Below are 25,447 nucleotides of genomic sequence, written 5' to 3' on the forward strand. Positions count from 1 at the left end.
ATTCTCAAACTTTCGATGGGGGTTGCTACACTCGGCCGGTGTGAGTGAACCACACGAGCCCCAGAAGCGTTCCCGTATTCGGGTCCGCGCGTGGCACATTGTGCTGCTCACCCTCGCCGTCATCGCCTCCCTGCTTCTCGCCTACTGGCAGTGGACCCGCTACCAGTCCGGCGCGGGCACCTTCCAGAACCTGGGCTACGCCCTGCAGTGGCCGTTTTTCGGCGCGTTCTTCGTCTACGCCTACCGCGTGGGGTTGCGCATGGAAAACGACAAGATCGACGCCGTCAATGCCGGTCAAGCCCTAGACGAACTCTACGAGGCGGACCTCGCCCGGTACGGGGGCGCCTCTGAGGAAAACCGGCGGGTGACGGAGATCGACGAGGAATTCCTGCCCCCGCGCCCAGAGCTCGACGTCGAGGAATTCAACGCCCTCAACCAGCTGCGCCGCGGGCAGCGCGCCACCGAAGAAAGTTAGCGAATGACTACCGCAGATTCCACTACGCCCCGTGTCCATCCCGAGCGCCAGCGCCGTGTGAAGACCGCGCTGAACCTGTTCTCCGGCACCGCCTGGGTTACCGGCTTCCTGCTGCTGCTCCTCGTCATCCGCATGGTCATGCAGTACCTGCTGAATATGGACGTCAGTGCCTTGGATTGGGTCGCGCGCGTGCACGGCCTCGCGTTCATCGCCTTCCTCATGGCGTCGCTGAACCTGGGAACGAAGGCGCGGTGGTCCGCCGTGGAGTGGCTGACCACCGCGCTATCCGGTGTTATTCCGCTGATGTCCTTCATCGTGGAGGCGAAGCGCCGCCACGACGTGAAACGGACGTTCCAGCTCGTCTAGGCGTTACCTGGCGGCCGTGCGGGTAAGAACGATGGTGCCGAAGCCCTCAGCCTGGCCGTTATCCGGGCTCAGGGTGAGGGAGTCGCCGTTGAGCTGCGCGTTGTAGTTCAGGTCCCGGCCCGTCTTCGGGTCCACGAATTGGAATTCGTCTCCGTCGCGCTCGCACTTCGCGTCGTGGGTTTTGCCGTCCGCCTCGGTGACTGTCCACTTGCAATCGCCGCCGTCGAGGGCGATCACGGCGGTGGCCTCCCCCTTGGCAGCGTCCGCCGGGGTGGCCGTGCCTGACCAGCTCCCGTCGTAATCGCTCGAGGAACCGCACGCGGCCAAAAGCGCACCGGAAGTGAGAATTGTTGCTGCAGCAATCTTATTAGAGTTGATCATTCTTTCACTTTAGCCTCAACCAGTGCCGCGAGGTGGGGTGCAAGCTCGCGCAACGCACGGGCCCGGTGGGAGCGGGCGTTCTTCTCGTCTGCGTCAAGCTCGGCCGACGAGCGGCCGTCAACGTCACCCGGTTCGAAGATCGGGTCGTATCCGAACCCGTTCTCACCCCGCGGAGCGCGGAGCAACCGACCCTCCCAGCGCCCCTCCGCTGTGAACTCGTCCCCCGCCGGGGTCACCAGCGCGCAACACGACACGAACGCCGCATCGCGCAACCCGATGTCCGCCATCTGGGCCAGCAGCAGGGCGTTGTTCGCCTCATCGTCTCCGTGGGTGCCGGACCAGCGCGCCGAGAGCACTCCGGGCATGCCCTTGAGCGCCGTCACCGCAAGACCGGAGTCATCCGCCACACAGGGCAGCCCGGTGGCGGCCACCCCGGCGCGGGCTTTGAGCAGTGCGTTGTCCTCGAAGGTCAACCCATCCTCGACCGGCTCCGGGTAGGGCGCAACGTCGCGTATGGAGACGAGCTCGACCCCGGTGATCCCCAGGTCCAACAGAACTGCCTCTAGCTCGCGCAGCTTCTTCGCGTTTCCCGAGGCGACAAGCACTTTCACCACCCGAGCGCCGCCTTCTGGGCGTCGATAAGCTCGCGGCAACCCTTCTCGGCGACGGTGAGCATGGCGTCAAGCTGCTCGCGGCGGAACAGGCCATGCTCACCGGTGCCCTGGATCTCCACAAAGTCCCCGTTGTCTGTCATGACCACGTTGAGGTCGACCTCGGCACGGGAATCCTCCTCGTAGGGTAGGTCGAGGGCCACGTGGCCGTCGATAAGCCCGGCGGAGACAGCCGCGATGGGCGGGAGCAGGGGCTCGCCCGGCACAACACCGCGCTCGGTGAGAAAGGCGATCGCGTCGGCGAGGGCGACGTACGCGCCAGTGATCGACGCCGTGCGGGTTCCACCGTCCGCCTGCAGCACATCGCAGTCGAGCTGGATCGTGTTTTCGCCCAGCTGCGACAGGTCCACGGCGGCGCGCAGCGACCGGCCCACCAGGCGAGAGATTTCGTGCGTGCGGCCCTTGACCTTGCCCTTCGTCGACTCGCGCGGCATGCGCTCGTGCGTGGCCGACGGCAGCATCGCGTACTCGGCCGTGAGCCAGCCCTCGCCGGAGTCCTTCTTGAACCGCGGCACCCCGACCTCCACCGAGGCGGTGCACATGACACGGGTGGCACCGAACTCCACCAGCACGCTGCCTGCGGGGTTGGAGGTGAATCCGCGGGTGATGCGCACCGGGCGCATCTCGTCGAAGGCGCGGCCGTCTGAACGGGTGAACACAGTTTCAGTCATGCACGCCAGGGTACTAGAGGTCGAACACGTCCCCCGCAGCGCCGAGGAGGATCTTGCCGTCGAACTCGCTGCGCGCCGCGGCGAGCGTGGCCTCCTTGTCGGCCCACGGCTGAATGTGGACCAGCACCAGGGTTTTCACGCCGGCGCGGCGCGCGATCTCCCCCGCCTGGTCGCCGGACAAGTGCATGCCATCGGGCTTGCCCTCCGCCGACGGGCCCCACGCGGCCTCACAGAGGAAGACGTCGGCGCCACGGGCGGCGTCGACAAGCGTGTCCGTCATCCCTGAGTCACCCGAGAACGCGACGACCCTGCCCGTCGCCCGCTCCTCGACGCGCAGCGCGTGCGACTCCTTCGCGGTGTGCGCCACCGGCACCGGGGTGACGGTGACGTCGTCAATCTCGACCGGCTGGTTGGACGTCCACGGTGTGAAGTCGAAGGTGTCGGAGATGTCATCGACCTCGTCCGGGCCGTCCGCGCCCATCCGGCCCAGGTGCAGCGCGGTGTACGAAGGTCCGAACATGAGATGGCGGCAAGCGGCTGGCGCCGTCGGGTGATAGCGGCGCCAAATAATGAGTGAGGCTGCGTCCGAGCAGTGGTCGGCGTGCAGGTGGCTGAAAATGACGTGGGCGTTCGCTGGGTCGTCGACCTCCTGCAGGGCAGCCAGCGCCCCTGGACCACAGTCCATCATGATGCCGGGACGACCCGGCACCGTGATGAGGTAGGACGATCCGGGGTTGCCGGGCGCGCCGAGGCTTCCGGAACATCCGAGAATGGTCAGTTTCATGGGAACACCATGCCACGAAACCCCTGCGGAATCTAACCGGAAGGGCGGGGCAGGGTTAGAGGCGCCCGACGGCGCGGACCTGGGGGCCGAGGAAGCGTTCAGAGAGCCGGTTGAATACCTCCGGGTCCCCTGTGGACTCGAAGACCCGCGTCGCACACGCGCCCTGGGGGGCAAGCATGTTGCGCTCGGTGAGCACGCGCAGGACGTCCTTGGCAGTCTCCTCTGCCGAGGACACCAGGGTGACGTTGTCGCCCATGGCCAGCTGGATAATGCCGGAGAGCAGCGGGTAGTGCGTGCACCCGAGCACGAGCGTGTCCACACCCGCGGCCTGCAGCGGCTCGAGATAACCCTGCGCCACGCCGAGCACCTGCCGGCCCGACGTGATGCCGCGCTCCACGAACTCGACAAACGCCGGGCACGCCGTCGCCGAGACCTCGAGGCCGGGCGTGAGCGAGAACAGGTCCTGGTAGGAGCCCGAGTTGATGGTCCCGATCGTGCCGATGACTCCGACGCGGTTGTTGCGGGTGGTGGCGATCGCGCGGCGCACGGCTGGGCGGATCACCTCGACCACCGGGACGTCGTAACGCTCGCGGGCGTCATGCAAAAACGCCGCCGACGCGGTGTTGCAGGCGATGACCAGCATTTTCGCGCCACGGTCAACCAACTCGTCGGCGATGCGCTGCGCATGCGCTCTCACGTTAGCAATCGGCTGCGGGCCGTACGGGCTGTTGCCCGTGTCACCGATGTAGATGAGGGATTCGTCGTGCAGCTGATCCATCAACGCGCGCGCCACGGTGAGCCCGCCGACTCCGGAGTCAAAGACACCGATGGGGGCCGGATTAGGCATGCCTGCGCCCCTCCAACGCGCGGCGCTGCTCGCGCCTGGCCTTGAGCTCGGGCGGGTCGTCGGAGGTAATGAGCATGCCCGCCACAATGCCACCGATAGCGCCGAACAAGTGGCCCTGCCAGCTCACACCCGGGGTACCCGGCAGGACTCCCCAGATCAGGCCAGAGTAGAAGAAGCCGAGAATCACGCCGAGCGAGATCTGCTGAACAGAGCGATTGAAGAAACCGCGAACGATGAGGTAGGCCAGCCAACCGTACACAAGTCCGGAGGCGCCGATGTGGTTGGTGCCGATGCCGCCCATGAACCAGGTGCCCAGCCCCGCGATCACCCCGGCAATGAGCGTGACTTCCCAGAACACGCGCGACCCGGAGTAGCCGATGAGGAAGCAGAAGATCGCGCCGGGGATGGAGTTGGAAATGATGTGGTTGACATCCGCGTGGAGAAGAGGCGCCGCGAAAATGTGCGGCAGCGCGGTGACGTCGAGCGGGTGGATCCCGAAATTATTGAGGACACCGCCAAAAAGCACCGCATTGAGGATGAACACCGCCCAGATCACCGCGAGGTATCCGAGGGCGAAGCGGAAACCGGTGGCGCGCTTCTGCCCGCTGGACTTCGTGTACTGCTGCGGCGGCGGGGCGAGGGGCCCGCCCATCGGAGGCCGGCCGTAACCGGGCGTGCCGTAGCCCGGAGTGCCGTACCCGGGAACGCTGTATGGGTTTTTCTGAGTCATCTCGGTCGAGTCTAGTGGTTTAACGCGCAATGTCGCGCCAGGCCGTGACACCGTAGGCGGCGGTGGCCGCAGTCACCGCGTCCACGATCGCGGCCTGGACAGCATCAGCGGCCATTGCACAGAGAGCAGTGAGCTTATCGACGCCCACCCCACGCCCCACTTCCTCAACGCCAGCAGAGGAAACAGCAAAGAGAGTGTCGCCGTCGAGGGGCGAGTGGGAGGGGCGCACCGCGCGGGCGAGCCCATCGTGGCCCGCCATCGCGAGACGCTTGAGCTGCACCGGCGGCAGTGGGGCATCGGTGGCCACGACGCCGATGGTGGTGTTCAGCTTCGGTGCGGGGCGTTTTAATGTACGGAACCGATCGAGATCGACCGCGGGCCGGGACGGGTCGCCGTACAGCAGCCCCGTCGCCTCGTCGATGACAGCGCCCACCGGGTTGGCCACCACCGCCGCCGCCACGGTGAAACCCTCCGCGCGCACACGCGCCTGGCCGAAACCGCCGCGCAGCACACCTGCCGTCGCACCGCAGCCGGCACCGACGCTGCCGGCACACTGTTCGGAGGTGCCGGGCTCGGAGGTGCCGCCCAACGCCGCAGCAACCGCCGCCGCGCCGTCGTCCGGGCCGGGCCGGTGGTCGGGGGAGCCCACGGCCAGGTCGAAAATCACTGCCGCGGGGATGATCGGGACGCGTAGACCCGGCGCGTCCTCGCCGAAGACGGGGAAACCGATCCCGCGCGACTCCAGTTCCCGCATCGCCCCGTCGGCGGCCGCAAGCCCGAAGGCGGAGCCGCCCGTCAACATGATGGCGTGCACCCGCTCAACCGTGTTATGCGGCGCCAGCAGATCCGTTTCCCGGGTGCCCGGTCCCCCACCGCGCACGTCCACGGCGACGACCATCCCCGCCGGGTCGCGGGAGACCACCGCGGTGACCCCGGTGTCACCCAAGGATGCGTGGCCGAGGGCGATCCCCGGAAGCATTGCGGAGCGTGCGGAGGAAGGGTACGTGGTCATGGCAGACAGTGTAGGACGTTCCTTGCAATCCGTTCCTCCGGTTGCGCGCTCCCGTGGCCGGTTGCATAGTGAGTGCGGATTTGTTGACCCATGACTCCGAATCCCTGCCGCTTCCCCCACAGAAGGTGAGTTGCCATGACACAAAATGTAACCGAGGTGCGCCAGCACCCGAACCGCAAGGAAAGCCCGCAAGCCGACTCCGACACACTTGCCCAGGAGGAGGCGTCGAGCCCGTGGCTCAACGCGATTTTCGGCGTCCTCTTGTTCACCGCGGTCGTCCTCTTCTACTTCTGGGCTCGCGCGCAGATCGGCCCGGGCAACCACACCATCCTTCTCATTGTCACGATCCTCCTCGGCATTTTCATGGCGTTCAATATTGGCGGCAACGACGTCGCCAACTCCTTCGGCACGTCCGTCGGCGCCGGCACGCTGTCGTTGCGCCAGGCACTGCTCGTCGCCGCGGTATTTGAGGTAGGGGGCGCAGTCCTCGCCGGAGGTGAGGTGACGGAAACTGTCAAATCGGGCATTGTCGACCTCAACGGCGTGAACATCCAGCCGATGGATTTCGCTTACGTCATGATGTCCGCGCTGCTGGGCGCGGCTGTCTGGCTGCTGCTCGCAACCCGTCTCGGCTGGCCCGTCTCAACGACGCACGCGATCGTCGGCGCGATCGTCGGCGGCGCGATCACGCTCGGCTACCTCACCGACATCACCGGTGACAAATCGCCGTGGAGCATGGTGCAGTGGGACGAGATTGTCAAGATCGTCATCAGCTGGTTCCTTTCTCCCCTGCTCGGGGGCATTGTCGCGTACCTGCTGTACCGCCTCATCCGAGACTCGATCTTGGTCTACAACGACCGCGCCGAGCACCGCCTGGAGGATCTGCGGGAAAAGCGCAACCGGCACCGCCGGGCTTTCCGCGACGAGTTCGCGGGGCTTCCGGAATCCGAGCAGATCCGGGTCAACGGGGCGATGGCCCGCGACGCCGTGACGTCGACAAGCGATGACATCGAGCTCGAAGACCTCGAATCCGACTACTACCGCGACCTCTACAGGATCAACGAAGAGGCCGAGGACATCGACGCCCACCGGGCTCTGGTCCGGTTCGTCCCGCTCGTCGCGATGGTCGGCGCCGGCATCATCACCGCCATGATGCTGTTCAAGGGCCTGAGCAACACGGGTATCAGCCTCGACAGCCTCGGCACATTCCTCATCATCTTGATGGTGTCGGCTGCGGTGTGGATGGCCGTGTACATCTTCGCCCGTTCGATGCGCGACACCAGCCTGCAGCGCTCCACGTTCGTCCTTTTCTCCTGGATGCAGGTCTTCACCGCCTCAGCCTTCGCTTTCTCACACGGGTCAAATGACATCGCGAACGCGGTCGGCCCCTTCGCCGCAGTGATCGACGTGTTAAAAGAGGGCAAGATTATCGACGAAGCCCCGGTGCCGACCGCACTCCTCGTCACCGCCGGAGTGGGCCTCGTGGTTGGCCTGTGGTTTGTCGGCCGCCACGTCATCACGACGGTGGGCACCAACCTCACCGAGATTCACCCGGCGTCGGGCTTCGCCGCCGAACTGTCCGCCGCCGCGGTGGTGATGAGCGCCTCACTTCTCGGCCTGCCTGTTTCCTCGACGCACATTCTCATCGGCGCCGTCCTCGGCGTGGGCCTGGTCAACCGCAACGCCAACTGGGGGCTCATGCGGCAGATCGGCGTGGCCTGGGTCATCACCGTTCCCGTCGCCGCCGTCTTCGGCGCCGTTGGGCTGATGGGAATCAGGGCAATCTTCGGCTAACCCATCATTGCCTGCAGAAGCGAGTCCTGGCAGAAGGCCAGCCAATCCAGCAGGGTCTCGCGATCCTGCACCTGGGACTCGCCTCCGCGGTCGTCCTCGGAGACGTACAGGCGCATGTCATTGAGTGCGGCGATGAAACGGTGCGCCTCGTCCTCGTCGATCGAGACGTCGACGCCGCCCGTCGGTCCTAAGGCCTCGTTGATCACCTGCAGGTTCATCAGCTTCGCCTTGATGATGTCGTTCTCGTGCAGGCTGCGCAGCAGGCCGTTGTCGCCCTCAAACTCCTCGTCGCCCTCCATTTCGAAGTCGGGCAAGAGGCGGCGCAGCTTCGGATCTTCCGGCGCCTCCGAGTGGCCCGACGACAACCCCATCATCTCGGCGAACTCGTCTTTCGGCGCGGACTGAGCGCGGGCGATGAGCGCCTCCGACACCGTCGCGGTGAGGTCCCCGATGACCTCGCGCTCGAGCGGGTCGAACCGGGTGCTGAACTTGGCGCCCGAGCGCATCAGGCCCTTCTTGCGCTTCCACTGCTCCATAAGACCCCCCTTACCCGGCCTGCTGCATCGTGGCCCACAACCCGGCCGTGTGCAACTTCTTCACATCGCCTTCGACCTTGTCCTTCTCACCCGAGGACACGACGGCCTTGCCCTCCGTGTGGACCTGCATCATCAGCTCGTTGGCGCGCTTTCGGTCATAGCCCAGCACGGTCTGGAAAACGTAGGCAACGTAGCTCATCAGGTTGACCGGGTCATCCCACACAATGCACATCCACGGCAGGTTCTCGCTCACGACGACATCGACGTCGAGCTGCTCGTCGAGTTCCGGGGTCGCCATCGGCGATCCCATCGCTTTCGGATGTGGCGAGCCTGAACAAATCATGCCGACAACTTTACCCGCAACCCGTTCTACCCGCGCAGGTGGCGGGTACGCTGTGGACGCATGACCGACATTGAGGCCCACTCGCACCACTCGACGGCGTTTCTCACCGACATGTACGAGCTGACCATGCTCGACGCCGCGTTCAAGGACGGCACCGCGCACCGCCAGTGCACCTTCGAAGTGTTCGCCCGCAGGCTTTCCGACGGCCGCCGCTACGGCGTGCTCGCTGGTACCGCCCGCGTGCTGGATGCGATCTGCCAGTTCCGCTTCACCGAGGAACAACTCGCCATGGCCGACTTCCTTTCCGTGGAAGCCAGGGACTACCTGCGCAACTACCGCTTCTCCGGGCAAGTGGACGGCTATCGCGAAGGGGAAATTTACTTCCCCTATTCCCCGCTGATGACGGTGCGCGGCACCTTTGCCGAGTGCGTCATCCTCGAGACTGTGATCCTGTCCATCCTCAACTCTGACTCCGCCGTGGCGTCCGCGGCCTCGCGCATGGTCACCGCCGCCGAAGGCCGCCCGATTATGGAGATGGGGTCGCGCCGCACGAACGAGCGCGCCGCGGTCTCCGCGGCCCGCGCCGCCTATATCGCGGGGTTCTCCTCCACTTCCAACATGGAGGCGGCCATGCGCTACGGCATCCCGGCGGCGGGTACCGCAGCCCACTCGTGGATGCTGCTGCACGTGGACGAGAACGGGGTGCCAGATGAGAAGGCCGCCTTCCAGGCCCAGGTGGACCGGCTGGGTACCGACACGACGCTACTGGTTGATACCTTTGACATCACCAAGGGCGTCGAGAACGCCCTCGAGGTCGCCGGTCCGGAGCTCGGCGCGGTCCGCATCGACTCCGGCGACCTCGGTATCGTCTCTCGCCAGGTGCGGAAGCAGCTTGATGACGCAGGCGCGGTAAGCACCAAGATCATCGTCTCCTCCGATCTCGACGAGTTCGTCATAGCCGGGTTGCGCAGTGACCCCGTCGACGGTTTCGGCGTAGGCACCTCCGTGGTCACCGGCTCGGGCGCTCCCACCGCCGGAATGGTGTACAAGCTGGTGGAGGTTGAAGGCCACCCGGTGGCGAAGCGCTCCCGCGGCAAGATCACATACGGTGGCACCAAGTCCGCGCTGCGTGCCTACCGCGCCTCCGGTGTCGCCGTGTCCGAGCTCGTCCACCCGGCAGGCGCGGATATCAGGCGCAAAAAGTCGCTGACTTACCGCGAGATGGTGATCCCGCTGGTGCGCGACGGCCAGATTCTGGACAATCTCAACGACCTCGAGCAGACCCGCGAGCACCTGGCCATCGCGCGCACCACCCTGCCATGGGAAGGTCTCGCGCTGTCCCGCGACGAGCCCGCTATCCCGACCCACTTCGTCGGGTTCCCCGAGCCGGCGGAGTAACGCCGGGTAGTTCTGCCCGGCTCCGGGACCTAGACTGTCTCTCCGTGAGTGACCAGCCCCTGATTCAGCCGACTACCGACCTCCTGGCCGCCGCCGTTGCGGCCCTCGGGGGTGCGGAACGCCCCGGCCAGGTCGCGATGGCGAAGGCCGTAACCGCGGCGCTGGAGCAGGAACGCCACCTGGCTGTCCAGGCGGGCACCGGCACCGGAAAGTCGCTCGCCTACCTCGTGCCGGCGATCCGGCACGCGCACGCCACCGGGGGCACCGTGGTGGTATCCACTGCGACGATCGCGTTGCAGCGCCAGCTCATCGAACGCGACCTGCCCCGGCTTGCCGACGCTCTCGAGCCCCTCCTTCAGCGCCGCCCCACCTTCGCCATCCAGAAGGGCCGGAATAACTACGTCTGCCTGCACAAGCTCTCGCTTCCCGGCGACGTACCTGAGGCACTCATCGAGGAAGACGACATTTCCTGGCTGGGCCGCCACGTCAAACGTGTCAACGAGTGGGCGCAGGACACTGAGACCGGGGACCGCGACGACTTGGAGCCTGGCGTGCCGGACCTCGCGTGGCGGCAGGTATCTGTGACCTCCACAGAGTGCCTCGGGGCATCGCGCTGCCCGCACGGTGAGGAATGCTTCGCGGAACTTGCACGTGAGCGCACCCGCGAGGTGGACCTGGTGGTGACCAACCACGCGCTCCTTGCCATTGACGCGCTCTCCGACACCGATGTTCTGCCCGAGCACGACGTTGTGATCATCGATGAGGCCCACGAGCTCGACGGGCGCATCACGTCGGTGGCAACGAATGAGATTTCGGCCAGGGCGCTGACCATGGCGTCGAGACGCGCCGACAAGCTCGGCGCGAAGAAGGGCGAGCTGGAGGCAGTCGTCGATGACTTCACCGCCGCCATGGATCTCGAGGAGCCCGGCCGGTGGGAGAATATCTCGGAGGCCGCCCGAGGCGGTTTCGTCGCCGTGCGCGATGCGCTGTGGCGCGCCCGCGAGGCCATCGCGAAGAGCCCCGAGGGCGAGTCGCAGAACCAGCCGGAAACCTTCGCCGAGCGTGAGAACCTGAAGAACCACCTCACCGACCTCCATGACGCCATCGTGCGCATCCTCGGCGTCTTCGACGAGGACGACCCTACGAAGCACACCGACGTGGTGTGGCTGACCCGCTCGGAGCGCCACGGTGACTCCGTCTCCGTCGCGCCGCTGTCTGTGGCGGCCCTGTTGCGCGAGCGTCTTTTCAGCGAGCACACAGTGGTGCTGACATCGGCGACTCTGACTATCGGTGGAAACTTCAAGGCCGTGGCCGCCGCCTGGGGCCTGCCCGACGGCGCGTGGGACGGTATGGACGCAGGCACGCCGTTCAACCCGCGTGCCTCCGGCATTCTTTACACTGCCGCCCACCTGCCCCCGCCGGGCCGCGACGGCCTCGCCCCGCAGACTCTCGACGAGATCGCGGCGCTGATCACCGCCGCCGGGGGGCGCACACTCGGTCTCTTTTCTTCCCGCCGCGCCGCCGAGCAGGCCGCGGAGGAGATGCGCGGTCGGTTACCGTTCGACATCCTCGTGCAGGGGGAGGATTCCACCGGCGCGCTGGTGAGCAAGTTCTCCGCCAGCGAAAACTCCTGCCTTTTCGGAACACTGTCCCTGTGGCAGGGCGTTGACGTGCCCGGCACTTCGCTGTCGCTGGTCCTCATCGACCGTATCCCCTTCCCCCGGCCCGACGACCCGCTGCTCCAGGCGCGCGCCAAGGCCGCCGATGCCGCCGGGCGCTCCGGTTTCATGGAGGTTTCCGCCACCCACGCAGCTCTGCTGATGGCGCAGGGCGCCGGGCGCCTTCTGCGCTCGGTGACAGACAAGGGCGTCGTGGCCGTATTGGACAACCGGCTTGTGACGAAGCGCTACGGTTCTTTCTTACGCAAGAGCCTGCCCGACTTCTGGGAAACGTCAGACCCCGAGACCGTGCAGGGGGCTTTACGACGCCTCGTGGCCGCCGCGCGTTAGTACTCCACAGCGACCGCAGTCACGGACCCGGGAGCAACCTCTGTGAAACCCGCATCGACGACGGGAACCGCGCCGTCTTTGCCCACCCAGCGCTGGAACTCGTTCCCGGACACTTCCCGCACACCCAGGGGGTATCCGTCACCGGCCCACCGGCGTACCCACTGCCGGGAGCGCTGTGCCGCCAACAGCATGGAGGCGTGGCCGACCTGGGCCGCCGCCTTTCCCGCAGTCATCCCCAGGTCGCGATTGACCAGGATCGCGGGCGAAGGGGCGTCGGCAAGCGGGCGCCACTCGCCGGGCGGCAAGTCCGTTCCCCGAACCTGGAGCTTTCTGACCACCTTCGGCACCTCTCCCGCCGCGCACGGAACGAAGGCGCGGGCGCTGCCGACCGTCACTCCCGGCACGTCCTGCACCGCCCTCCACGCGGTGTTGCGCGAGCGACGCGCAACCTTTCTGATCCTCCCGCCGTACCAGCGCGCGAGCGACTCCACCCACTCGGCCTCCGGCTCCAGGCACAGCGTGACGACGGCCCGGGCGACGTCCTCATAGACCACCTCGCGCCCCGGCGGCTCGACCGTCGGCAGGTTGAGCGCGATCTGCATCGCCACCACCGCGTCCGGATCCACCGGGTCCTGCCGGTCCGCACCGTCAACACACGCCCGTAGCGCGAAGTGCGCCGCCCCCAGCGAATCCACTAGTCCAGCGCAACCCGGCCGTCGATGCCCGCAGCCTCATTGGCGTAGTCGATTTCTTCGCGCGGGATACCCAAGATGTAGAGCACTTCGTCGAGGAAGGGGTGGTTCACGCTCGCATCTGCGACTTGCTTCAGCGCCGGCTTGGCGTTAAAAGCAATGCCTAGACCGGCGACGCCGAGCATGTCGATGTCGTTCGCGCCGTCGCCGACGGCCACCGTCTGCGACATTTTCAGACCCGAGTCCGCGGCGAACTCACCGAGCAGGCGCGCCTTCGCCTGCCTATCGACGACCTCTCCCACCACGCGACCGGTCAACTTACCGTCAACCACCTCGAGCGTGTTGGCCCGCACATAATCCAGGTCGAGCTCCGCGGCTAGGCCCTCCAGAACCTGAATGAACCCGCCGGAGACCACCGCGGTGCGATACCCCATCGAGTTGAGTGTGCGGATGGTGGTACGCGCGCCCGGGGTCAGTTCAATGTCCGCGGCGACTGCGTCGATCACGGACGCGTCAAGGCCCTCCAAGGTGGCCACCCGCTCGCGCAGCGATTGCTCGAAGTCGAGCTCGCCGCGCATAGCGCGCTCCGTCACCGCGGCGACCTCCGCTTCTTTGCCGGCGTGCGCCGCCAGCATTTCGATCACCTCGCCGGTGATGAGTGTCGAGTCACAGTCGAAGCACACGAGACGCTTCGCTCGGCGGTGTAGGCCGGCGTTCTCCATCGCCAGATCCACGCCGAGCTCGTTGGACAACTCCGCCAGCGCCTCGCGCACCTCGCGGCCGGCGCCCGGGCTGTAATCGGGTAGGGTCACCCGGAATTCCAGGCCCGTCACCGGGTAGTTTGAAATGCCGTTGATGCGGTCGATGTTGGCACCGTAGCTGGCCAGCAGCGCACCTAGGCGCGATACCTGCTGCGCTTGGACGGGGTTGCCCAGCATCACGATGACGTGGGTCGAACGCGGCCGGGACACTTCACCGGCGGCTGAACCGGTCTCGATTGTAACTCGCTGGCCGAACTCCCAGAGGCCGGCACGCAGCTCGCGCTCCAGATCCGTTAGCGTGAGCGGGTCCATGCCCACGAACGTGGATAACATCAGCCGGCCGCGGAAGTCCACCTGTGAGACATCGAGAAGCTGAACGTCGTGGTTCGCTAGCGCCGTGAAGAACGCGGCAGACACTCCCGGGCGATCGGGCCCAGATGTGGTGATGACGGCGTGCTTGAGCCCTCGTTGGAGCTCGACCTCGAATGCGGGCATTGCAGTGTAATCCTTGGTGTCGGCGGCAGCTACATGTACCCGGCACATGCTACCCAATTGCCCGCGGCCGCCCACCCTCGACCGCAGACGCGCGAAGCCCCCGCCCGAAGGCGGGGGTTTGGCGGTGTCAGTCAGAATCTCGCGCGCTCAGCGCTGATCCTTACGCAGGGTGTCAACAGCCTCTTGCGCTTCGGCTTTGTTGCCCGGAGAGTCGAACTCGTGGCTCGAACCCTTGTAGGTCGCGGCGGTGTCGTCACTGTGGCCGGTGTGGGCCTCGCGGCGCAGGCGGCCAACCATGTGCGGGTAGTGCAGCTCGAACGCGGGACGCTCGGAGCGGATGCGCGGCAACGCGGTGAAGTTGTGGCGCGGCGGCGGGCAGGAAGTGGCCCACTCCAGGGAGTTACCGTAGCCCCACGGGTCATCGACGGTGACAACTTCTCCGTAGCGCCAGGACTTGAACACGTTCCAGATGAACGGCAGCATACCGATACCCAGGATAAAGGCGCCGACGGTGGAGATCTGGTTCAACAGCGTGAAACCGTCGGTGTCGAGGTAGTCAGCGTAGCGGCGCGGCATGCCCATGTTGCCCAGCCAGTGCTGCACCAGGAACGTCATGTTGAAGCCGATAACCGTGAACCAGAAGTGGATCTTGCCCAAACGCTCGTCGAGCATGCGGCCCGTCATCTTCGGGAACCAGTAGTACACGCCGGCGGTGGAGGCGAACACGACGGTGCCGAAGAGAGTGTAGTGGAAGTGCGCAACCACGAAGTAAGAGTCGTGCAGGTGGAAGTCCAGCGGCGGGGATGCGAGCATGATGCCGGTCAGGCCGCCGAAGAGGAAGGTGAACAGGAAGCCCATTGCCCACAGCATCGGCGTTTCAAACGTGATGTGCCCGTTCCACATGGTGCCGACCCAGTTGAAGAACTTCACGCCGGTCGGCACGGCGATGAGGAACGTCATGAAGGAGAAGAACGGCAACAGAACTGCACCCGTGGCGAACATGTGGTGTGCCCACACGGCCATGGACAGGCCGGCGATAGCCAGGGTGGCGAAGACGAGACCGATGTAGCCGAAGATCGGCTTGCGGGAGAATACCGGGATGATCTCCGAGATCACGCCAAAGAACGGCAGTGCGAGGACGTACACCTCAGGGTGTCCGAAGAACCAGAAGAGGTGCTGCCACAGGATGGCGCCGCCGTTGGCGGTGTCGTAAATGTGGCCGCCGATGAGGCGGTCGAAAAGCACGCCCATTGCCGCAGCGAGAAGCAGCGGGAAGATCATCAGGGCGATGATCGAGGTGACAAATATCGTCCAAGTGAACACCGGTAGACGGAACATGGTCATGCCGGGCGCGCGCAGGGTGAGCACGGTGGTGAGCATGTTGACGGCAGAAGCCACCGTGCCGACACCAGTGGCGCCGACGCCGATGATCCACAGGTTGGCGGACACAGACGGCGTGTGCGTCGCGTCAGCGAGCGGCATGTACATCGTCCAGCCGAAGTCGGCTGCACCGCCCGGGGTGAGGAAGCCCGCGAGCATGGCGAGGACGCCCACCTGCGTAACCCAGAAGCCGAAGGCGTTCAGGCGCGGGAACGAGACATCCGGCGCGCCGATCTGGAGGGGCAGCACGTAGTTGGCGAAACCCCAGACGATCGGTGTACCGAAGGCCAGCAGCATCACCGTGCCGTGCAGTGTGAAGAGCTGGTTGAACTGCTCGTTGGACAGGAACTGCAGACCCGGGCTGAACAGCTCCGCGCGGATAAGCAGTGCCATAAGGCCGCCGACGAAGAACCACACGAAGGACAGGATGATGTAGAGAATGCCCAGTTCTTTGTGGTCGGTCGTGGTCAGCAACTTGTAGAACTTGGAACCCTTCCGGGGGTTACCCGTGGGCTCCGGACGAGTCGGCGGGACATAGCTGTCCAGCCTTGGCGCCACTGCGGTCATGCGATCCTCCTGACTGACGGCGCCGGCAGCCCACCCCGCCCAGTCTCCCGGACGGAGGCAAACCACTGGTGCCACAACTGATACCGAATCATCATAAGCCACGAGCACATGGAATTTCCAGCCCTCACAGCTCGAGCCAAACCCGCGGGCCCCCCGGTCGCTACCGCGCCGCGAATCCACCCTGGGCCAGAAGGCTTTTCCCCTGCTCCCCCGCCGCCCGGGCGCACCCGCCTGTACCGTGGGCACGCCCGCAGAAATCCACCCCGTTTGTGTTAGTCCGGCGACGCTTATCGACGCCTCCCCCGACTGGTTAGAAGTCCCAGTCGTCGTCCTGCGTGTCCTCCGCCTTACCGATGACGTAGGAGGAGCCGGAACCGGAGAAGAAGTCGTGGTTCTCATCAGCGTTCGGCGACAACGACGCCAGGATCGCGGGCGAAACCCTCGTCTCGTCCTGCGGGAAGAGGCTCTCGTAGCCGAGGTTGTTGAGTGCTTTGTTGGCGTTGTAGCGCAGGAAGCGCTTCACATCCTCAGTCCAGCCCAGCGGATCGTAGATGTCCTCGGTGTATTGGGTCTCATTCTCGTAGAGGTCGTAGAGCAGGTTGAAGGTGTAGTCCTTCAGCTCGTCGCGCTCAGCCTGGCCAAGATCTGCTTGCCCACGCTGGTACTTATAACCGATGTAATAGCCGTGCACGGCCTCGTCGCGGATGATCAGCCTGATGATGTCGGCTGTGTTGGTCAGCTTCGAGTGGGAGGACCAGTACATCGGCAGGTAGAAGCCCGAGTAGAAGAGGAAGGACTCCAGAAGCGTAGACGCGACCTTCTTCTTGTGCGGGTTGTCCCCCTCGTAGTAGCTGAGGATGATCTTCGCCTTGCGCTGCAGGCTCTCGTTCTCCTCGGACCACCGGAATGCGTCGGTGATCGCGGGTGTGTCAGCCAGCGTCATGAAGATGTTGGAGTAGCTCTTCGCGTGCACAGACTCCATGAAGGAAATGTTGGTGTACACCGCCTCCTCGTGCATAGTCTTTGCGTCCGGCAACAGCGACACGGCGCCGACGGTGCCTTGGATCGTGTCCAGGAGGGTCAACCCGGTGAACACGCGCATGGTCGCTGTCTTTTCGTAATCGTTCAGCGTGCGCCACGACGGGATGTCGTTCGACACAGGGATCTTCTCGGGTAGCCAGAAATTGCCGGTCAGTCGGTCCCAGACCTCAAGATCTTTGTCGTCCGGGATCGAGTTCCAGTTGATCGCTTTGACGGGGGCACCGTGCGATTCAAGGTAATTGTCATACTCTTCAGTCACGCACCCCATCCTAGCCGGGAAGAATTTTGGAGTGGCCGAGTGTTAACGCCGGGGAAAAGAATCAATATAGAGAATAGTGATATGTAAGCAAATTAGGCTTACCCGAAACTCCCACCGAGGTTGACATTATGACTCGCGCTTCCGAGAACCCTTCCGCCTCCGCAGAGCCGCTCTTGATGAACGTGCTTGACACGCTCGGGACGGAGATTATCTCCGGCATCCTCGAAGAGGGGCGCACGTTCACGCTCCACGACCTGTCCACCCGCTTCGGAATCTCCCGCACGGTGGCCCGGGAGGTCATGCGCGCCCTCGAGCAACTTGGCCTGGTCCTGTCATCGCGGCGCGTGGGCATCAAGGTTCTTCCCTCGAGCGAGTGGGACGTGTTCGACAGCGCCGTGATCGGCTGGCGGTGGAAGGCCGACTCGGAACGTCAGCTCAAGGAGCTCAGCGAGCTGCGGTTCTCGGTCGAACCTGTCGCCGCGGTGATCGCCGCCCGCTGCGCGAGCGAAGCGGAGGGCGCTGAGTTGGTCGCCATGGCTGAGGAGATGTCGGAACTGGTGAAGGCGGGAAAGCGGGAGGACTTCCTCGCGACCGACCTAAAGTTCCACACCCTAATTCTTAAGGCGTCGCGCAACGACATGTTCCATGCACTTGCACCGTCAATCCTGCACGCGTTGGAGGACAGCGCACACCACGACCATCAGGGCACGGGCTTGGAGAACGACGCAGTGGAGGCCCACCTAGCGCTGGCTGAGGCCATCGTGGCGCGCGACCCGGATGGCGCAGAACGCGCCTCGCGAGCGGTCATGTCCGACTTCACCCCCTGCTGCTGCGCGTAGCAGGAGGGGCGTCGTCAAGCTCGCGCTCCCCCCGGGCCTAGAGCATGCAGGAGACGCAGCCCTCAACCTCGGTTCCCTCGAGAGCCATCTGACGCAGGCGGATGTAGTAGAGCGACTTGATGCCCTTGCGCCACGCGTAGATTTGCGCACGGTTGATGTCGCGGGTCGTGATGGTGTCCTTGAAGAACAGCGTCAGCGACAGGCCCTGATCGACATACTTGGTTGCCACCGCGTAGGTGTCGATGATCTTCTCGAAACCGATCTCGTATGCGTCCTTGAAGTAGGACAAGTTTTCGTTGTCCATGTGGGGCGCCGGGTAGTAGACGCGGCCGATCTTGCCTTCCTTGCGGATCTCGATCTTGGAGGCGATCGGGTGAATCGAGGACGTGGAGTTGTTGATGTAGGAGATCGAACCGGTCGGCGGCACGGCCTGCAGGTACCGGTTGTAGATGCCGTCGCGAGCCACATCGGCCTTCAGCTGGGCCCACTCCTGCGCCGTCGGCGCGGCGACCGAGGAGTCCGCGAATAGTGCCTTGACCTTCTCCGTCTGCGGCTGGAAGCTGGCCGGGTCGTAGCGGTCGAAGAACTCACCGGTGGCGTACTCGGACTTCTCGAAACCCTTGAACTTCTCCCCCTTTTCTACCGCGATCGCGTGCGAGGCCTTGATCGCCTCGTACATCACGGCGGCGAAGTAGGCGTTGGTGAAGTCGAGGCCCTCCTCGGAGCCGTACTCGATGTGCTCGCGTCCGAGGTAACCGTGCAGGTTCATCTGGCCCAGGCCGATCGCGTGGGAGGCGTCGTTGCCGTCGCGGACCGGGGGGACGGAGTCGATCGAAGTCTTGTCGGCCACGGCTGTCAGGCCACGGATCGCGGTTTCCACCGTGCGCGAGAAGTTGTCGGAGTCCATCGTCTTCGCAATGTTGAGCGAGCCCAGGTTGCAGGAGATGTCATGGCCGACCTCCGCGTAGCTCAGGTCCTCGTTGAGAACGGACGGCGAGTTGACCTGTAGAATCTCGGAACACAGGTTGGACATGTTGATGCGGCCGGTCTTGACCGGGTTCGCACGGTTCGCCGTGTCCTCGAACATGATGTACGGGTAGCCGGACTCGAACTGGATCTCGGCGATGGTCTGGAAGAACTGGCGCGCGTTGATCTTGGTCTTGCGGATCCGCGGGTCCTCTACCATCTCCTCGTACTTCTCGGTGACGGAGATGTCGGCGAACGGCAGACCATAGACGCGCTCGACGTCGTACGGGGAGAACAGGTACATGTCGTCGTTGCGCTTGGCCAGGTCGAACGTGATATCGGGGATGACCACGCCGAGCGAGAGAGTCTTGATACGAATCTTCTCGTCCGCGTTCTCGCGCTTGGTGTCCAAAAAGCGCAGGATGTCGGGGTGGTGCGCGTTTAGGTAGACCGCACCGGCACCCTGGCGCGCGCCGAGCTGGTTGGCGTACGAGAAGGAATCCTCGAGCAGCTTCATCACGGGGATCACGCCGGACGACTGGTTTTCGATGTGCTTGATCGGCGCGCCGGCCTCGCGGATATTGCTCAGCAGCAGCGCCACGCCTCCACCGCGCTTGGACAGCTGGAGCGAGGAGTTGATTGCGCGGCCAATGGACTCCATGTTGTCTTCGATGCGCAGCAGGAAGCAGGAGACGAGCTCACCGCGTTGCGCCTTGCCCGCGTTGAGGAACGTCGGGGTGGCGGGCTGGAAGCGGCCCGTCATAATTTCATCGACAAGTGCGGAGGCGGTCTCCTCGTTGCCGCTGGCGAGGAACAACGCGGTCATGGCGACACGGTCCTCGAAGCGCTCGAGGTAGCGGCGGCCGTCGAAGGTCTTGAGAGTGTAGGAGGTGTAGTACTTGTACGCGCCGAGGAACGACTGGAAGCGGAATTTAAAGGAGTAGGCCCGCTTGAAGGTGTCCTTCACAAACTGCCAGTCGTAGGCCTCGATGACCTCTGGCTCGTAGTAGTTGTTCTTCACCAGGTAGTCAATCTTCTCCTCCAAGTCGTGGAAGAAGACGGTGTTCTGGTTGACGTGCTGGATAAAGTACTGGTTCGCGGCCTCGCGGTCCTTGTCGAACTGGATCTCACCGCTCTCGTTGTAGAGGTTGAGCAGCGCGTTGAGCGCGTGGTAGTCGAGCTGCTCGGCCTTGGACACGGGCTCTGCGACATTCTTGCCGAGGGTTGGGGAGGACACGGTTATAGCTCCTATGCTGTTTTTTGTTGTTTGTGGCGGCCGTACTTGCTGCGCAACTTAGCTAGCCTCTCGGCCGCTTCGTCTCGCGCGGCTTCATCGAGGGCTGCGAGCTTATCGACGTCCTCCAGACGCGGCGGGACCAGCCCCAGCCGTTCGGCGTTATCGACGAGCTGGGTGCGCACGCGATTTACGTCCGTCTCGTCACCCATGAGCTCGAAGCGGTACAGGTGCGGCACGCTGCACTTGCGGGAAATGACCTCCCCGGCGAGACAGTAGTCCGGGCCGAAGTTGGAGTTGCCGGCAGCGATAACACCGCGGATGAGGGAACGGTTCTGCTCGTTGTTGAGGAATCTGACGACTTGCTTCGGCACTGGCCTGGTGTTCTCACTCGTCAGAGAAGCTCCCCCGCCGTACGTGGGGCAAATGAGGACGTAGGGCTCGTGGACCATGAGCGGGTCCTCGGCGCGGTAGAGCGGAATACGGGCGGCGGGCAGGCCCACCTTTTCCACGAAGCGTTTCGTGTTTCCGGTGGCCGACGAGAAGTAGACGACAAGCATCTCTTCCGCTCCCCCTGCTCGATCTGCGCCGCTCGATTTACGCTGCCTGAGCCAAGCCCTGGATGCGCTCCGGGCGGAAACCGGACCAGTGCTCACCGCCGACCTCGACTACCGGGGCCTGGAGGTAACCCAGCGCCATGACGTAGTCGCGGGCCTCGTCGTCGACGGAAATGTCAACGAGCGTGTACTCAAGGCCAGCCTTGTCGAGGGCCTTGGTGGTGAAGTTGCATTGGACACAAGCGGGCTTGGTGTAAACGGTGATGGACATAACCTGTGCGCTCTTCCTCGTTGAATTCCGGTTGTTCTGGCGGGCTCCGATCCCCATCGGAGTGACACTCACAAACACTATACTTTGTGGCCAGATAAGGCAACCGATACTATATATAGTAGTTACAACGTTGAAATTACCAGGATAGCAACCGGGACCCACCCACATGTAGTCCATAAGACCAGCGGGAGGGATTACACCACTGAAATTCTTCTCCGGAACGACAAAACCGCCCCGCCCCCGAGTCCTCGGGGTGGCGGAGCGGTTCTACGATGGAACCTGCGACTAACCCTGACGGGCCTTGAAGCGCGGATCCTTCTTGTTGATCACGAACACCTTGCCGTGGCGGCGCACAACCTGGGCGCCCGGCTTGTTCTTCAGCGACCGAAGCGACTTGCGAACCTTCATCGGGCGCTCCTTTCTTCTCTCGGTTTCCTCAGACGACCCCCGGAAGGGAGTCGCGACACGGTCACAAAGGTTACCGCACCTGGACCCGATAACCAAAACCCTGCCGGGTAGGTGATCTACGATGACTCCCATGACTGGAAACAACGGTAACCTGCAGGACACCATCATCGCGCAGCTCGGGGTCAAACCCTCGATCGACCCCGCGGCCGAGGTCGCCAAGCGCGTGGACTTCCTCGCCGACTACCTCCGCACCGCGCACTCGAAGGGCTTCGTCCTCGGCGTTTCAGGGGGCCAGGATTCGACGCTGGCCGGCCGGCTCGCGCAGCTGAGCGTCGAAAAGCTTCGCGCGGAAGGCACGGAGGCCACTTTTACCGCTGTGCGGCTCCCCCACGGCGTGCAGGCCGACGAGGCCGACGCGCAGCTCGCGCTTGAGTTCATCGCGCCGGACGAGCGCGCCACCGTCGACATCGAGCCCGCCACAACCGCAATGGCCGAGAGCGTAGCCAAAGGCCTCGCGGCCGGTGAGATCGGCGACTTCAACAAAGGAAACGTCAAGGCGCGGATGCGCATGATCGCGCAGTACGCCATCGCGGGCGAGCGCGGAATGCTGGTCATCGGCACCGACCACGCCGCCGAAAACGTCACCGCGTTCTTCACCAAGCACGGCGACGGCGCTGCGGATCTTCTACCGCTCGCCGGGTTGAACAAGCGCCAGGGAGCCGAAATACTCGATTACCTCGGCGCGGACAGGCGCCTGTGGGAGAAGGTGCCCACCGCCGACCTGGAGGAGGACCGCCCGGCACTGCCCGACGAGGTCGCACTCGGCGTGACCTACTCGCACATCGACGACTACCTTGAGGGCAAGGACGTTCCCGACACCGCCCGCGAGCGCCTCGAGTACCTGTGGCGCGTAGGCCAGCACAAGCGCCACCTGCCTCCCGGACCCGCCGAAACCTGGTGGCGCTAAACGCCCAGCACGCCCAGCGTCTCCTCGGCAGCGCGCTCGAGCGCCCCGCCATAACTCGGACCGTGCGTGTAGGCGTGCACGGCCAGCGGGTGGAGCTGGTGGACCGGTATTCGACTGCGCCAGTTAGCGCCCAACTCGCCCTGTTCTAGATACCCGTCGACGACCGCGTCTAGGTGTGGTGCGCCGAACAGCTCGAGCATCGCGATGTCCGTGAGGGGATGCCCACCGTGTGCCGCCGGGTCAATGAACCGCGGCCCGTTCGGGGAGAACAGCAGGTTGCCCGACCACAGGTCGCCGTGGATGCGGGCCAGCGGCGCGTCCTCGTCCTCATCCAGCAGGGCCCGGCACGCGCGCTTGACCGCGTTGAGCCCCGAGCTTGGGAGGTTACCCACCTTATTGGCTTCCTCCGCAAACGGGAGGACCCGCTGGTGCACGTAAAAGTCGGCCCACCGCTGCGTCGGCGTGCATTCCTGCTCGGCGCGGCCGATGAAGTTCGGGCCGTCCCACCCGTTGGCCGGTGCGCCGAATGCGCTAGCTCCCATCGCGTGGATCTTCGCCAGCTCGCGGCCCGCCGTCCGCGCCGCGTCTCGCGTCGGGTGGGCGGAGGCCACGTGCTCGATGGTAAGGGTGTTCGCTGCGTCGTCGAAGTCGAAGACTTCGACCACCGCTCCGCTACCCTCGCGCAACCACCTCAGGTACGCAGCCTCCGCGGCAGCCGACCGCGGGGCGCTCCCCTTCTTAATAAATACTTCAGGCACGAGTTGCCTCCAGGTCAAGTAACTGCCGTTTGATGTCGAGCCCGCCACGGTACCCGCCGAGAGAGCCGTCGCTGCGCAGCACCCGGTGGCAGGGCGCAACAATGGGCAACGGGTTCGTGCCGCACCCCGTGCCTACGGCGCGCACGGCTTTCGGATTGCCTAGTCGGTGCGCGATCTGGGAATACGTCTCGGTTCGGCCATAGACGATGCCGAGGAGCGCGCGCTGCACTCTGCCTCGGAACCCGGTGCTGAGGCACCAGTCGAGCTCGAGGTCGAACACCGTGCGCTCCCCGGTGAAATACTCGGCGAGCTGCGCCTGGACGCCAGCCAACTCCCCCTGGACGAGCCTCTCCCCTGTGCTGTGCTCTACATCGCGGCGGACAGTGTCAAAGCCCTCGCACTCGAAGGCCACGCGCACCAAACCATTCGGCGAAGCGGCGAGAAGCAGCTCTCCGATCGGAGTATCAGTAGTGGTCCAGGTCAGGGTCATGCCGTCCAAGTCTACGGAACAGCTTCATTGGGCTCTTGAAACCGCAAGGCCGACCTTAGAAACCAGTTCACGGAACCCGGAACCGAAAACTCCCCGGCCCGCGCGGGCCGAGGAGAAAAAGGGTGGAGCTAAGGGGATTCGAACCCCTGACCCCCACACTGCCAGTGTGGTGCGCTACCAGCTGCGCCATAGCCCCTTGAAAACGTATGAAGTTGTGAAAGTGGAGCTAAGGGGATTCGAACCCCTGACCCCCACACTGCCAGTGTGGTGCGCTACCAGCTGCGCCATAGCCCCAGGATATGGGTGCCGCCCCAGGACAAACCCTGCGGACAACTCCGCTCAATATACACCCGGCTCCGGAGAGCGACCAAATCCCCAGCACGCGAAAGGCCCCGCCTTCACTGCTTCGAAGACGGGACCCTCCCCCTGACTTTTTAGGAGGCGGCTGCGCCGACCCAGTTCTGAATCTCCTGGCCCTCAACGAGGTCTTCGCCGTCACGCATGACGCGCGGGGTGTAGGCCTCCCCGGTCTTCTCGTTCTGGTAGTCGTAGTTGGCCGTGCCCACGGCTTGCGCGGTCTCCTCGAACGCCCCGTCGCGGATGTCCTGAACAGCCTCCGCGCTGGCACCGAACTCCTTGGCGCGGTCCGCGAGATCGTCGTAGTCGACCTTGTTGTAGACACTTTGCTGGTTTTCAAAAAGCATGGCGCGCAGGTTCCACAGTGCCTCGGCGTCACCGTGGGCGGCGAGTGCGAGCTCGGCGGCGAGCGCGCGGGTCGAGTGGCCGACCTGACCGCCCTGGCCGTCGAGGAAGTTCATGGGGTGCACGTTGACAACGAGCTCGCCTGCCTGGATTTTCTCCAGCGCGTCCGCGTCCGTGGAGGTGGCTAGGTCCGCGCAGTGGGAGCAGGAGAAATCTTCGAAGAGGTCCACCGAGGGTGCATCGGCCCCGCCGTCGGCCGCGGCGAGCGTAAACGAGGGGTCCCCCTCGTTGTAGCTGACCACGAGGTTTTCTACCGGAATCATCTTCTCGGCCATGGCCTCACTGCGCTGCGAGCGGCCGTTGAAGAAGATGAGGCCGATCACGACAGCCGCAATGGCGATGACGGCGACAAGTGCCCAGAGGAATCCTGCCCCGCCCTTGTCGTTGGGATTTTGCACCTTACGCGTGGTCACGTCTTTCCACCCTTACCTTGATTTCGATGACTTGTACACAATTGCCCCTCAGTCTAGGGGTAGACCGCCCACTTCTTAAACGGGCGGTAGATCATAAACAACGTGATGGCGATATAGAACACGTCGCGACCCATCGTCGCCAGAATGTTCGTCCCCGTCTCCGTGGGATCCGGGCTGAAGCATCCGCAGTCAATTATCAACCCCCGCGACCACGCTGAACCCAGGCCGATGACAAAAAGCATGAGCACACCGATGGACACCCACCCGGCCGGCCGCAGCTTGATACCCAGTAGGAGGAGTAACCCACCGGCAAGTTCGAGCGGACCGATGATGCGCGCTAACAGGTCGGACCATGCCGGGGTGAAGATCTCGTAGGCCTGGATCGTCTGGGTGACGTCCATGTGCGCGCCGATCTTCGACCACCCAGCGGAGATCCAGATGTAAGCCATAAAAAACCTGGCGGCCGCGGAGAGAATGTCGAGCACCACCTCGCGGGTGCCGCCAACCTCGGGGGGATCGAGGATACCGTGCTTCGTTGTCACTGTTAGAACCTTAGCCGAGGTGCGCTCC

General features: G+C 64.5%; 28 protein-coding genes and 2 tRNA genes. 7 read left to right on the forward strand and 23 right to left on the reverse strand.

Annotated features, from left to right (window positions below; genetic code table 11):
• Nucleotides 1–40 precede the first annotated feature (40 nt).
• Nucleotides 41–475, forward strand: a complete 435-nt coding sequence (locus G7Y29_RS08600; protein WP_165004388.1) for a hypothetical protein — start codon at nucleotides 41–43, stop codon at nucleotides 473–475.
• Nucleotides 476–478: 3 nt separating this feature from the next.
• Nucleotides 479–841, forward strand: a complete 363-nt coding sequence (locus tag G7Y29_RS08605) for a DUF3817 domain-containing protein (RefSeq protein ID WP_165004386.1) — start codon at nucleotides 479–481, stop codon at nucleotides 839–841.
• Between the two features lie 3 nt (nucleotides 842–844).
• Here the strand turns inward: G7Y29_RS08605 and G7Y29_RS08610 are convergent, their stop codons facing one another.
• The 7 genes from G7Y29_RS08610 to G7Y29_RS08640 are packed head-to-tail and all read right to left on the reverse strand — an operon-like array spanning nucleotide 845 to nucleotide 5,937.
• Nucleotides 845–1,222, reverse strand: coding sequence for a hypothetical protein (locus tag G7Y29_RS08610; protein ID WP_165004384.1), 378 nt, complete (start codon nucleotides 1,220–1,222; stop codon nucleotides 845–847).
• Nucleotides 1,219–1,836, reverse strand: a complete 618-nt coding sequence (rdgB, locus tag G7Y29_RS08615) for an RdgB/HAM1 family non-canonical purine NTP pyrophosphatase (protein ID WP_249399737.1) — start codon at nucleotides 1,834–1,836, stop codon at nucleotides 1,219–1,221. The genes G7Y29_RS08610 and rdgB overlap by 4 nt, the downstream gene beginning before the upstream one ends.
• Nucleotides 1,830–2,564, reverse strand: a complete 735-nt coding sequence (rph, locus tag G7Y29_RS08620; RefSeq protein ID WP_165004381.1) for a ribonuclease PH — start codon at nucleotides 2,562–2,564, stop codon at nucleotides 1,830–1,832. Before rph ends, rdgB begins: the two co-directional genes overlap by 7 nt.
• Before the next feature lie 13 nt (nucleotides 2,565–2,577).
• Nucleotides 2,578–3,348 (reverse strand): MBL fold metallo-hydrolase, encoded by a 771-nt coding sequence (locus G7Y29_RS08625; RefSeq protein ID WP_165004379.1) that lies wholly within the window; start codon nucleotides 3,346–3,348, stop codon nucleotides 2,578–2,580.
• A 55-nt stretch (nucleotides 3,349–3,403) separates the two neighbouring features.
• Nucleotides 3,404–4,195, reverse strand: coding sequence for a glutamate racemase (murI, locus tag G7Y29_RS08630; RefSeq protein WP_165004377.1), 792 nt, complete (start codon nucleotides 4,193–4,195; stop codon nucleotides 3,404–3,406).
• Nucleotides 4,188–4,925, reverse strand: coding sequence for a rhomboid family intramembrane serine protease (locus tag G7Y29_RS08635; protein WP_165004375.1), 738 nt, complete (start codon nucleotides 4,923–4,925; stop codon nucleotides 4,188–4,190). The genes murI and G7Y29_RS08635 overlap by 8 nt, the downstream gene beginning before the upstream one ends.
• 19 nt (nucleotides 4,926–4,944) lie before the next feature.
• On the reverse strand, nucleotides 4,945–5,937 hold the full coding sequence (locus tag G7Y29_RS08640; protein ID WP_430393275.1) for a P1 family peptidase: 993 nt from the start codon (nucleotides 5,935–5,937) through the stop codon (nucleotides 4,945–4,947).
• Between the two features lie 135 nt (nucleotides 5,938–6,072).
• On the opposite strand from G7Y29_RS08640, the gene G7Y29_RS08645 reads away from it, so the two are divergent.
• Nucleotides 6,073–7,731 carry an inorganic phosphate transporter gene (locus tag G7Y29_RS08645; RefSeq protein WP_165004373.1) on the forward strand — a complete coding sequence of 553 codons (1,659 nt, stop codon included), beginning with the start codon at nucleotides 6,073–6,075 and terminating at the stop codon, nucleotides 7,729–7,731.
• Here the strand turns inward: G7Y29_RS08645 and G7Y29_RS08650 are convergent.
• Nucleotides 7,728–8,267, reverse strand: a complete 540-nt coding sequence (locus G7Y29_RS08650; RefSeq protein WP_165004371.1) for a DUF2017 domain-containing protein — start codon at nucleotides 8,265–8,267, stop codon at nucleotides 7,728–7,730. The genes G7Y29_RS08645 and G7Y29_RS08650 overlap by 4 nt on opposite strands.
• Before the next feature lie 10 nt (nucleotides 8,268–8,277).
• Entirely contained in the window at nucleotides 8,278–8,565 is a 288-nt protein-coding gene (gene clpS, locus G7Y29_RS08655; RefSeq protein WP_165004368.1) for an ATP-dependent Clp protease adapter ClpS, read from the reverse strand.
• Between the two features lie 105 nt (nucleotides 8,566–8,670).
• Here clpS and G7Y29_RS08660 point away from each other — a divergent pair, with 105 nt between their 5' ends.
• Both G7Y29_RS08660 and G7Y29_RS08665 read left to right on the forward strand, forming a co-directional pair.
• Nucleotides 8,671–10,008, forward strand: coding sequence for a nicotinate phosphoribosyltransferase (locus G7Y29_RS08660; RefSeq protein WP_165004366.1), 1,338 nt, complete (start codon nucleotides 8,671–8,673; stop codon nucleotides 10,006–10,008).
• Between the two features lie 44 nt (nucleotides 10,009–10,052).
• A complete protein-coding gene (locus G7Y29_RS08665) occupies nucleotides 10,053–12,017 on the forward strand; it encodes an ATP-dependent DNA helicase (protein WP_165004364.1) in 1,965 nt (654 codons plus the stop codon).
• Here the strand turns inward: G7Y29_RS08665 and G7Y29_RS08670 are convergent.
• The 4 genes from G7Y29_RS08670 to nrdF all read right to left on the reverse strand — a co-directional run bounded on the left by G7Y29_RS08670 (nucleotide 12,014) and on the right by nrdF (nucleotide 17,221).
• Nucleotides 12,014–12,712: an aminoacyl-tRNA hydrolase gene (locus G7Y29_RS08670; protein WP_165004362.1), complete on the reverse strand. Its 699-nt coding sequence runs from the start codon at nucleotides 12,710–12,712 to the stop codon at nucleotides 12,014–12,016. The genes G7Y29_RS08665 and G7Y29_RS08670 overlap by 4 nt on opposite strands.
• Nucleotides 12,712–13,965, reverse strand: a complete 1,254-nt coding sequence (gene serB, locus G7Y29_RS08675) for a phosphoserine phosphatase SerB (protein ID WP_165004360.1) — start codon at nucleotides 13,963–13,965, stop codon at nucleotides 12,712–12,714. Before serB ends, G7Y29_RS08670 begins: the two co-directional genes overlap by 1 nt.
• Before the next feature lie 147 nt (nucleotides 13,966–14,112).
• Complete coding sequence (ctaD, locus tag G7Y29_RS08680) at nucleotides 14,113–15,912, reverse strand: aa3-type cytochrome oxidase subunit I (RefSeq protein ID WP_165004358.1); 1,800 nt, start codon at nucleotides 15,910–15,912, stop codon at nucleotides 14,113–14,115.
• Nucleotides 15,913–16,222: 310 nt separating this feature from the next.
• Nucleotides 16,223–17,221 carry a class 1b ribonucleoside-diphosphate reductase subunit beta gene (gene nrdF / locus G7Y29_RS08685; RefSeq protein ID WP_165004355.1) on the reverse strand — a complete coding sequence of 333 codons (999 nt, stop codon included), beginning with the start codon at nucleotides 17,219–17,221 and terminating at the stop codon, nucleotides 16,223–16,225.
• 119 nt (nucleotides 17,222–17,340) lie between these two features.
• On the opposite strand from nrdF, the gene G7Y29_RS08690 reads away from it, so the two are divergent.
• A complete protein-coding gene (locus G7Y29_RS08690) occupies nucleotides 17,341–18,051 on the forward strand; it encodes a FadR/GntR family transcriptional regulator (RefSeq protein WP_165004353.1) in 711 nt (236 codons plus the stop codon).
• Between the two features lie 37 nt (nucleotides 18,052–18,088).
• Here the strand turns inward: G7Y29_RS08690 and nrdE are convergent, their stop codons facing one another.
• From nrdE to ykgO, 4 genes are all read right to left on the reverse strand, one after another.
• Nucleotides 18,089–20,254, reverse strand: a complete 2,166-nt coding sequence (gene nrdE, locus G7Y29_RS08695; RefSeq protein ID WP_165004350.1) for a class 1b ribonucleoside-diphosphate reductase subunit alpha — start codon at nucleotides 20,252–20,254, stop codon at nucleotides 18,089–18,091.
• Between the two features lie 11 nt (nucleotides 20,255–20,265).
• On the reverse strand, nucleotides 20,266–20,811 hold the full coding sequence (gene nrdI, locus G7Y29_RS08700; RefSeq protein WP_165004347.1) for a class Ib ribonucleoside-diphosphate reductase assembly flavoprotein NrdI: 546 nt from the start codon (nucleotides 20,809–20,811) through the stop codon (nucleotides 20,266–20,268).
• Nucleotides 20,812–20,848: 37 nt separating this feature from the next.
• Nucleotides 20,849–21,079 (reverse strand): glutaredoxin-like protein NrdH, encoded by a 231-nt coding sequence (nrdH, locus tag G7Y29_RS08705; RefSeq protein ID WP_165004344.1) that lies wholly within the window; start codon nucleotides 21,077–21,079, stop codon nucleotides 20,849–20,851.
• 285 nt (nucleotides 21,080–21,364) lie between these two features.
• The gene (gene ykgO / locus G7Y29_RS08710) at nucleotides 21,365–21,487 is read right to left on the reverse strand and encodes a type B 50S ribosomal protein L36 (RefSeq protein ID WP_012732041.1); all 123 of its coding nucleotides are present in this window, start codon (nucleotides 21,485–21,487) and stop codon (nucleotides 21,365–21,367) included.
• A 130-nt stretch (nucleotides 21,488–21,617) separates the two neighbouring features.
• Here ykgO and nadE point away from each other — a divergent pair, with 130 nt between their 5' ends.
• Nucleotides 21,618–22,454, forward strand: coding sequence for an NAD(+) synthase (gene nadE / locus G7Y29_RS08715; protein WP_488153993.1), 837 nt, complete (start codon nucleotides 21,618–21,620; stop codon nucleotides 22,452–22,454).
• Here nadE and G7Y29_RS08720 read toward each other — a convergent pair.
• The 6 genes from G7Y29_RS08720 to G7Y29_RS08745 all read right to left on the reverse strand — a co-directional run bounded on the left by G7Y29_RS08720 (nucleotide 22,451) and on the right by G7Y29_RS08745 (nucleotide 25,419).
• On the reverse strand, nucleotides 22,451–23,212 hold the full coding sequence (locus tag G7Y29_RS08720; protein WP_165004338.1) for a fructosamine kinase family protein: 762 nt from the start codon (nucleotides 23,210–23,212) through the stop codon (nucleotides 22,451–22,453). The genes nadE and G7Y29_RS08720 overlap by 4 nt on opposite strands.
• Nucleotides 23,205–23,702 carry a methylated-DNA--[protein]-cysteine S-methyltransferase gene (locus G7Y29_RS08725; protein ID WP_165004335.1) on the reverse strand — a complete coding sequence of 166 codons (498 nt, stop codon included), beginning with the start codon at nucleotides 23,700–23,702 and terminating at the stop codon, nucleotides 23,205–23,207. Before G7Y29_RS08725 ends, G7Y29_RS08720 begins: the two co-directional genes overlap by 8 nt.
• Before the next feature lie 123 nt (nucleotides 23,703–23,825).
• Nucleotides 23,826–23,898, reverse strand: a tRNA-Ala gene (locus G7Y29_RS08730).
• 25 nt (nucleotides 23,899–23,923) lie between these two features.
• A tRNA-Ala gene (locus G7Y29_RS08735) sits at nucleotides 23,924–23,996 on the reverse strand.
• Nucleotides 23,997–24,136: 140 nt separating this feature from the next.
• Nucleotides 24,137–24,877 (reverse strand): DsbA family protein, encoded by a 741-nt coding sequence (locus G7Y29_RS08740; protein WP_165004331.1) that lies wholly within the window; start codon nucleotides 24,875–24,877, stop codon nucleotides 24,137–24,139.
• Between the two features lie 53 nt (nucleotides 24,878–24,930).
• Nucleotides 24,931–25,419 (reverse strand): MauE/DoxX family redox-associated membrane protein, encoded by a 489-nt coding sequence (locus G7Y29_RS08745; RefSeq protein WP_268896820.1) that lies wholly within the window; start codon nucleotides 25,417–25,419, stop codon nucleotides 24,931–24,933.
• Nucleotides 25,420–25,447: the final 28 nt, after the last annotated feature.

Source organism: Corynebacterium qintianiae (assembly GCF_011038645.2).
GTDB classification, from domain to species: domain Bacteria; phylum Actinomycetota; class Actinomycetes; order Mycobacteriales; family Mycobacteriaceae; genus Corynebacterium; species Corynebacterium qintianiae.

Coding starts and splice junctions, on each gene's coding strand:
- G7Y29_RS08605 (WP_165004386.1), top strand. CDS start 479: ATGACTACCGCAGATTCCACTACGCCCCGTGTCCATCCCGAGCGCCAG.
- G7Y29_RS08610 (WP_165004384.1), bottom strand. CDS start 1,222: ATGATCAACTCTAATAAGATTGCTGCAGCAACAATTCTCACTTCCGGT.
- rph (WP_165004381.1), bottom strand. CDS start 2,564: ATGACTGAAACTGTGTTCACCCGTTCAGACGGCCGCGCCTTCGACGAG.
- G7Y29_RS08625 (WP_165004379.1), bottom strand. CDS start 3,348: ATGAAACTGACCATTCTCGGATGTTCCGGAAGCCTCGGCGCGCCCGGC.
- murI (WP_165004377.1), bottom strand. CDS start 4,195: ATGCCTAATCCGGCCCCCATCGGTGTCTTTGACTCCGGAGTCGGCGGG.
- G7Y29_RS08635 (WP_165004375.1), bottom strand. CDS start 4,925: ATGACTCAGAAAAACCCATACAGCGTTCCCGGGTACGGCACTCCGGGC.
- G7Y29_RS08640 (WP_430393275.1), bottom strand. CDS start 5,937: ATGACCACGTACCCTTCCTCCGCACGCTCCGCAATGCTTCCGGGGATC.
- G7Y29_RS08645 (WP_165004373.1), top strand. CDS start 6,073: ATGACACAAAATGTAACCGAGGTGCGCCAGCACCCGAACCGCAAGGAA.
- G7Y29_RS08650 (WP_165004371.1), bottom strand. CDS start 8,267: ATGGAGCAGTGGAAGCGCAAGAAGGGCCTGATGCGCTCGGGCGCCAAG.
- clpS (WP_165004368.1), bottom strand. CDS start 8,565: ATGGCGACCCCGGAACTCGACGAGCAGCTCGACGTCGATGTCGTCGTG.
- G7Y29_RS08660 (WP_165004366.1), top strand. CDS start 8,671: ATGACCGACATTGAGGCCCACTCGCACCACTCGACGGCGTTTCTCACC.
- serB (WP_165004360.1), bottom strand. CDS start 13,965: ATGCCCGCATTCGAGGTCGAGCTCCAACGAGGGCTCAAGCACGCCGTC.
- ctaD (WP_165004358.1), bottom strand. CDS start 15,912: ATGACCGCAGTGGCGCCAAGGCTGGACAGCTATGTCCCGCCGACTCGT.
- nrdF (WP_165004355.1), bottom strand. CDS start 17,221: ATGGGGTGCGTGACTGAAGAGTATGACAATTACCTTGAATCGCACGGT.
- G7Y29_RS08690 (WP_165004353.1), top strand. CDS start 17,341: ATGACTCGCGCTTCCGAGAACCCTTCCGCCTCCGCAGAGCCGCTCTTG.
- nrdI (WP_165004347.1), bottom strand. CDS start 20,811: ATGCTTGTCGTCTACTTCTCGTCGGCCACCGGAAACACGAAACGCTTC.
- nrdH (WP_165004344.1), bottom strand. CDS start 21,079: ATGTCCATCACCGTTTACACCAAGCCCGCTTGTGTCCAATGCAACTTC.
- ykgO (WP_012732041.1), bottom strand. CDS start 21,487: ATGAAGGTTCGCAAGTCGCTTCGGTCGCTGAAGAACAAGCCGGGCGCC.
- nadE (WP_488153993.1), top strand. CDS start 21,618: ATGACTGGAAACAACGGTAACCTGCAGGACACCATCATCGCGCAGCTC.
- G7Y29_RS08725 (WP_165004335.1), bottom strand. CDS start 23,702: ATGACCCTGACCTGGACCACTACTGATACTCCGATCGGAGAGCTGCTT.